Origin of the sequence: Streptomyces sp. 13-12-16, assembly GCF_002114215.1 — a bacterium.
In the GTDB taxonomy this organism is placed as follows: domain Bacteria; phylum Actinomycetota; class Actinomycetes; order Streptomycetales; family Streptomycetaceae; genus Streptomyces.
In genome coordinates, this window is the sequence record NZ_NCTE01000479.1 from 1 (window position 1) to 5855 (window position 5855).

Below are 5855 nucleotides of genomic sequence, written 5' to 3' on the forward strand. Positions count from 1 at the left end.
GGCCGGTGGTGCCGCCCGCGGCGGTGTCGGAGGCGACACCACCGGTCCCGGGCCCCGGCACCGTGCGGCCCGCCCCGGGCCCGATGCCGGCGGCGCACTTGTCGGTCCAGCCGGTGGCCTGGTCGGCGCCGGTGTCCTCTGCCGGCCCGTCCCCGAAACCGGTCCCGGGTCTCGCCGAGCCGGCCGGGCCCGGCACACAGGCACCGCTGATCCCCGGCCAGGTGGCCACGGACAGGCCCGGAGACATCCGGCCGGGCACGCCAGCTCCCGTGGCCACCCCGAGCGTCCGGTCCACCGGCTCGGCCCACCCCGCTCCGCCGACGGAATGGTTGGGGCTCCTGGCCGAGGCCCAGCGGCAGAGCGCGGAAGCGCATGCCACGTACCAACGGGTGACCGCTGAGAACCACCAGCTCTACCTGCGGACGGCGCATGCCTCGATGGAGGCCCTGCTCGGCGCCGCCGGTGTCCGTCTCCCCGCCGTCGGCGTGGACGACCCGCGGCCATGGCCCGTCGCAGAGGTCGCGGTGGGTGCCACCGGCGCGCAGGTCGTGCCCTCCGGTCAACCGGTCCACGCCCCCGTGCCGTCAGGTACGGTCCCCGGCTCTGGCCAGCCCTTCCGTTCCGGTTCGGGCGGCGACAGGGATGAGGCGACACCGGCTGTGCCGGCGCCACCCCCGCAGGCCACCGTCGTGCCGTCGCCCGTGGAGGCCCCGGCGCCCGGGCTGGTGCTGCTCGGGCCGCAACCGGACGCGTTGCGGCCGGACGGGCTGCCGCTGGACGCCGAGTCGATCGGCGCGCTGCTGCTGGAGGTGGTCGCCGAGCGCACCGGCTACCCGGCGGACATCATCAACCTCGACATGGAACTCGAGGCCGACCTGGGCATCGACTCCATCAAGAAGGTCGAAGTGCTCTCCCGGGTCCGCCAACGTGTGGGTGAACTGCCCGCAGCCGACCTGTCCGAGCTGGCGTCCTTGCGCACGCTGCGGGAGATCTCGGTCAAGGTCGCCCAGCTGGCGGGACAGATCGATGACGCCGGCGACCAGGCGTCCGCCGGTCCCTCGCCGGTGTCCCCGAAGCCTCCCGGGACCTCCGCCCCCGGATCCCCCGAGGACGTGGACTCCGAGCCCGCCGCCGGTCCGGAAGCCACCGATGCCCCCGCCGCCGAAGTCCCCACCGCCACCAACCGTCCGGAGCCGGTCCGCCTGGCGGTACGCGCCCTGCCGCTGGCGCCGGCCGGGCTGGCCCTGGCCGGTCTGCGCGACCGGGAGCTCCTCGTGCTCGACGACTCCACCCGGGTGGGTCATCTGCTGGTCGAGGAACTCGCGGCCCACGGTGTGCCGGCCCGGCTCGTCACCGGTCTTCCGGCCGAGGCACGGTCGGTGATCCTGCTGGACAAGGGCGACGACCCGCCGGCCGTCTTCGCGGCGGTCCGAGGGCTGGCCGACCGGCTCAGCTCGGCCGGCGGCCTCCTGGTCACCGTGCAGGACACCGGGGGCGACTTCGGGCTGAGCGGAAACGGCGGCCGGCCGGTCCATGGTGGTCTGGACGCACTGGCCAGGACCGCCGCCCGGGAGTGGCCCCTGGCCACGGTGAAGGCCATCGACTGCGCACGCACCGGGCGCAGTGACAAGCAGGTCGCCGCCGCGATCGCCGCCGAGCTCACCGCGGGCGGGCCGTCGATCACGGTCGGTCTCCCCGCCGACGGAAGCCGGACGGTTCCGTTGGCGTGCCCCGTCGCACCCGGCCCCGTCGAACCCCGGGCCGATGCCGACTCGGTGATCGTGGTCACCGGCGGCGCACGCGGCGTCACTGCGTCGGCGATCCGCGCACTCGCGGCCGCCCACCGGCCCAGGCTGGTGCTCCTCGGCCGTACCGCACTGGTCGAGGAGCCCGCGGGGCTGGCCGGGGCCACCGACGAGGCGGGCCTGATCCGGCTGCTCGCCACCGGCCCCCGCCAGGCCCCACCAGCCGAACTCGCCGCCGAGGCGCGGCGCGTGCTGGCCGTACGTGAGGTCCGGCAGACCCTGCGGGCCCTGGAGGATGCGGGCTCGCCGACGCGCTACCTGTCCGTGGACACCCGGGACGAGGTGGTCCTGCGCGACGCCCTGGCCGAGGTACGCCGGGACTGGGGCCCGATCACCGGGGTGGTGCACGGCGCCGGGGTGATCGCCGACCGGTTGATCGGTGCCAAGACCGACGAGCAGTTCGCCCTGGTGTACTCCACCAAGGTGGACGGGCTGCGCGCCCTGCTGGCCGCCACCGCCGACGACCCGCTCTCCCTGCTCGTGGCGTTCACCTCGGCCTCCGGAGTGTTCGGCAGCCCGGGGCAGGCCGACTACGCGATGGCCAACACCGCCGTCGACCACCTGCTCTCCGCGTACGCCGCCGCCCATCCCGGTTGCCTGACACGCTCTTTGGCCTGGGGCCCTTGGGACGGCGGCATGGTCACCCGGACGATCGCGGAACGGTTCCGCGCCGCCGGGGTCGAGCTGATCGAACCGGCTGCCGGAGCGCGCGCGTTCGTCGCCGAACTCGCCGACCCCGGCGGGCCCACCCGGGTGCTGCGCGCCGCCGGGGACGTGGCTCCCGACGTCCTTGCCGGGCAGGGACCGGTCGCCGAACTGACCCTCGCCCGGCCGCAGTACGCGCTGCTGGACGACCACCGGATCGACGGGGCACCGGTGGTTCCGGTCGCCGTCCTGGTGCACTGGTTCACCGGGCTGGCCCGGTCCTGGCGGCCGGACACCGGCCCGTTGGTCCTCCACGACCTGCGGGTACTCCGCAGGATCGAACTGCAGGAACCGGGCGAGAGGCTCGTGCTGCGCGGCCGGACGAGGACGGACGAGTCCGCACGGCGCGGCGGTCTCACCGTCGAACTGGGCGCCGTGGGGGCCAAGTACGCCGGCACGGTGGTCGCCGACGGCCCGCCGCCGGACCCGCACCGCTGGCGGACGCCGGAAGGCCTCGAAGAGGTCCCCGAACCGTACGACGGACCGGCGCTCTTCCACGGCCCGGTGTTCCAGGTCCTGGACCAGGTCCGGCTCGGCGCCGACGGGGGTGTGGCCGCGCTCCGCCCCCGGGACGTCGACCCCTGGCTGGCCGTGCCCTGGACGGTGGACGTCGCCGCGCTCGACGGCGCCCTCCAACTCGCCGTCGGCTGGACGTTGCGGGCCGGTGTCGGGGCGGCGCTGCCGATGTCGATCCGGGAGTGCCGGATCCACCGGGCCGGGACCGACTGGGGAGCCGCGCGCGTCGTCGTCTCGGCACGACGGACCGACGGGATGTCCGCCGAGTGCGACGCGGCCGTACTGGCCGAGGACGGCACCGTGCTGGCCGAGCTGCTCAGGGTGGAGCTGATCCGCCGGCCCGACCTGACCGAGGGCTGACGCGGATGCGTTCTCCGGAAGCGACTCCTCGGCAGGCGCCGTTCTTCGAACCGGTCGCGATCGTCGGGCGCGGCTGTGTACTGCCCGGTGCGCTCGACCCGGACGCCTTCTGGGCCCGGATCGCCGCAGGCCGTTCCGCCCTGTCACCGGTGCCCGACGGACGCTGGCGGGTGCCGCTGGCACGGGTGTTGGGTGCACCTGGTGACACCGATCGGATCTGGACCGACATCGGAGGCTACGTCCACGGCTTCGACAAGGCGTTCGACCCGACCGGGTTCGAGCTGCCCCCGGCCGAGATCGCCCCACTGGACCGGGTGTTCCGCTGGGTCCTGCACGCCGGCCGGCAGGCGTTGGACGAGGCGGGCCGGCCCGATCTCGGCCGCGCGGGGCTGGTCCTGGGCAACCTGGCGTACCCGACCACGGCCATGGCCCGTTACGCCGAGCACGTGTGGCTGTCCGGTCCGGGGCGGCCGGGGCCGAGCGACGACTTCCGCCCCGATCCCCTGAACCGGTTCGGGGCCGGTCTCCCCGCCCATCTGGCCGTTCGCGCGCTCGGCCTCGGCGCCGGCGGTCATGCCCTGGACGCCGCCTGCGCCTCCTCCCTGTACGCGGTGAAAGCCGGCTGCGACCGGCTGCGGGACGGGGACGCCGACCTCGTGCTGGCCGGGGCGGTGGCCGCCGCCGACAGCCTCTACATCCATCAGGGGTTCTGCGCGCTGACCGCGTTGAGCCGGTCGGGCCGTAGCCGTCCCTTCCACCGGGAGGCGGACGGACTGGTGCCCGCAGAGGGCGCGGTGCTGTTCGCACTGGCCCGGCTCGACGACGCACTCGCCCAGGGCATGCCGGTCCTGGGCGTGATCCGGGGCATCGGGCTGAGCAACGACGGCGTGGGCGGTGGCCTGCTGGCCCCGGACCGGGCCGGACAGGAGCGCGCCGTGCGCGCCGCCTACGCCTCGGCCGGGATCGCACCGGAGACTGTTTCGCTGGTCGAGTGCCACGCGCCGGGCACCCCGAGCGGGGATGTGACCGAGGCACTGGTGATGCGTGAGGTGTTCGCTGATGCGGTGGACCTGCCGATCGGTTCGGTCAAGTCCAACCTGGGGCACCCGCTCGCGGCGGCCGGCGGTGCCGGTCTGCTGAAGGTTCTCGGTGCGTTGCGTGCCCGGGTGCGGCCGCCGTCCCTGCACGCGGACGCGCCGTTGGACGTGCTCGCCGGAACGCCGCTGCGACTGCTGCGGGAGGCCGAGGAGTGGCGCGGGCGGCGCAGGGCAGCGGTCAGCGCGTTCGGATTCGGCGGCGCCAACGCGCATGTGGTCGTCGATGCCTGGGAGCCCGGCCGGGCCGCATCCACCGCTGCCCTCTCCCCCCGCCCTGTTTCCAGCCGGCCACGGGTGGACCAGCGGGTGGCGATCGTGGCGATCGGTGCACGGGCCGGGTCGGGGGCCGGCTACCGGGACCTGTGTCACGCGGTCCTGGACGGCGCGCCCAGCCTCGGCCCCCGGCGCTCCATCGAGGTCGCGCTGGCCGGGCTGCGGTTCCCTCCGGCCGATCTGGCCGAGGCGTTGCCGCAGCAGGTCCTTGCCCTGGAGGCGGCCCGGGAAGCCGCCTCCGCGACCCGGCTGCCGCCCGACCGGACGATGGTCCTGATCGGCATGGGCACGGACCCCGAGGCGGCGCGTCCCGGTGCCCGCTGGCGTGCGCCGGGCTGGGACACCGCCTCCGGCCTGCCCGCTCCGGTGCCGGACTGGCCGGACGCCTTCCGCGCTCCGCTGGTCCCGGAGACCGTGCCGGGCACCATGCCCAACCTGGTGGCCCACCGGATCAACGCCCAACTGGACCTGCGCGGCCCCAGCCATGTGGTCTGCGCGGAGCAGGCGTCCGGCCTGGTCGCCCTGGATCTGGGGGCGCGGGCGCTGCGGGCGGGGGAGGCGGACGCGGTGCTCGCCGGCGCGGTCGACCTGTCCCATGAGCCCGTGCACCTGGCGGCGCTGGGCGCGCTGGGAGATCACCGGCCCGGTGGTGACGTGGCCGTCGTCCTGGTGTTGAAACGCCTGACCGACGCCGAGCAGGACGGCGACCAGGTCATCGCGTTGCTCGACCACGCGACGGACCGGACGGCCCCCGTCGGCCTGCTGGTCGGTGACGCGGACGCCGGAGGCACGGACGGGACCCATCGGATCCGGGACCACGAGGTCCCGCCCGATCGTGATGGCGACAGGACCGACAGGGGCCGGGCGGGGAACCAGGAGGACGGGGACGACCGGGACGTGATCGGAGGGGACGGCGAGCCGGCCGGCCGGCCGCCCACGCCCCGCGTCACCGCCCGGTACGACCACAGCGAACTGTTCGGGACGGCCCATGCCGCGCACGGCGCGCTCGCTGTGGCGGTGGCCGCGATCGCGGTCCACCACCAGGCGGTGCCACGGTCGGGTGCGGCCGCGCTGCCCGCCGACGCGCCCCTGACCGCCT

2 protein-coding genes and 1 pseudogene are annotated in these 5855 nt (G+C 75.4%); 2 read left to right on the forward strand and 1 reads right to left on the reverse strand.

Annotated elements, in window-relative coordinates:
• Positions 1–259, reverse strand: a pseudogene (locus B7767_RS48120) (hypothetical protein); the annotation flags it as partial.
• Positions 260–389: 130 nt separating this feature from the next.
• Between B7767_RS48120 and B7767_RS49105 the strand changes: the two are divergent.
• Positions 390–3386: an SDR family NAD(P)-dependent oxidoreductase gene (locus B7767_RS49105; RefSeq protein ID WP_306297971.1), complete on the forward strand. Its 2997-nt coding sequence runs from the start codon at positions 390–392 to the stop codon at positions 3384–3386.
• A 5-nt stretch (positions 3387–3391) separates the two neighbouring features.
• Positions 3392–5855 (forward strand): beta-ketoacyl synthase N-terminal-like domain-containing protein (locus B7767_RS19145; RefSeq protein WP_306297972.1); only part of this gene is annotated, 2464 nt, incomplete at its 3' end.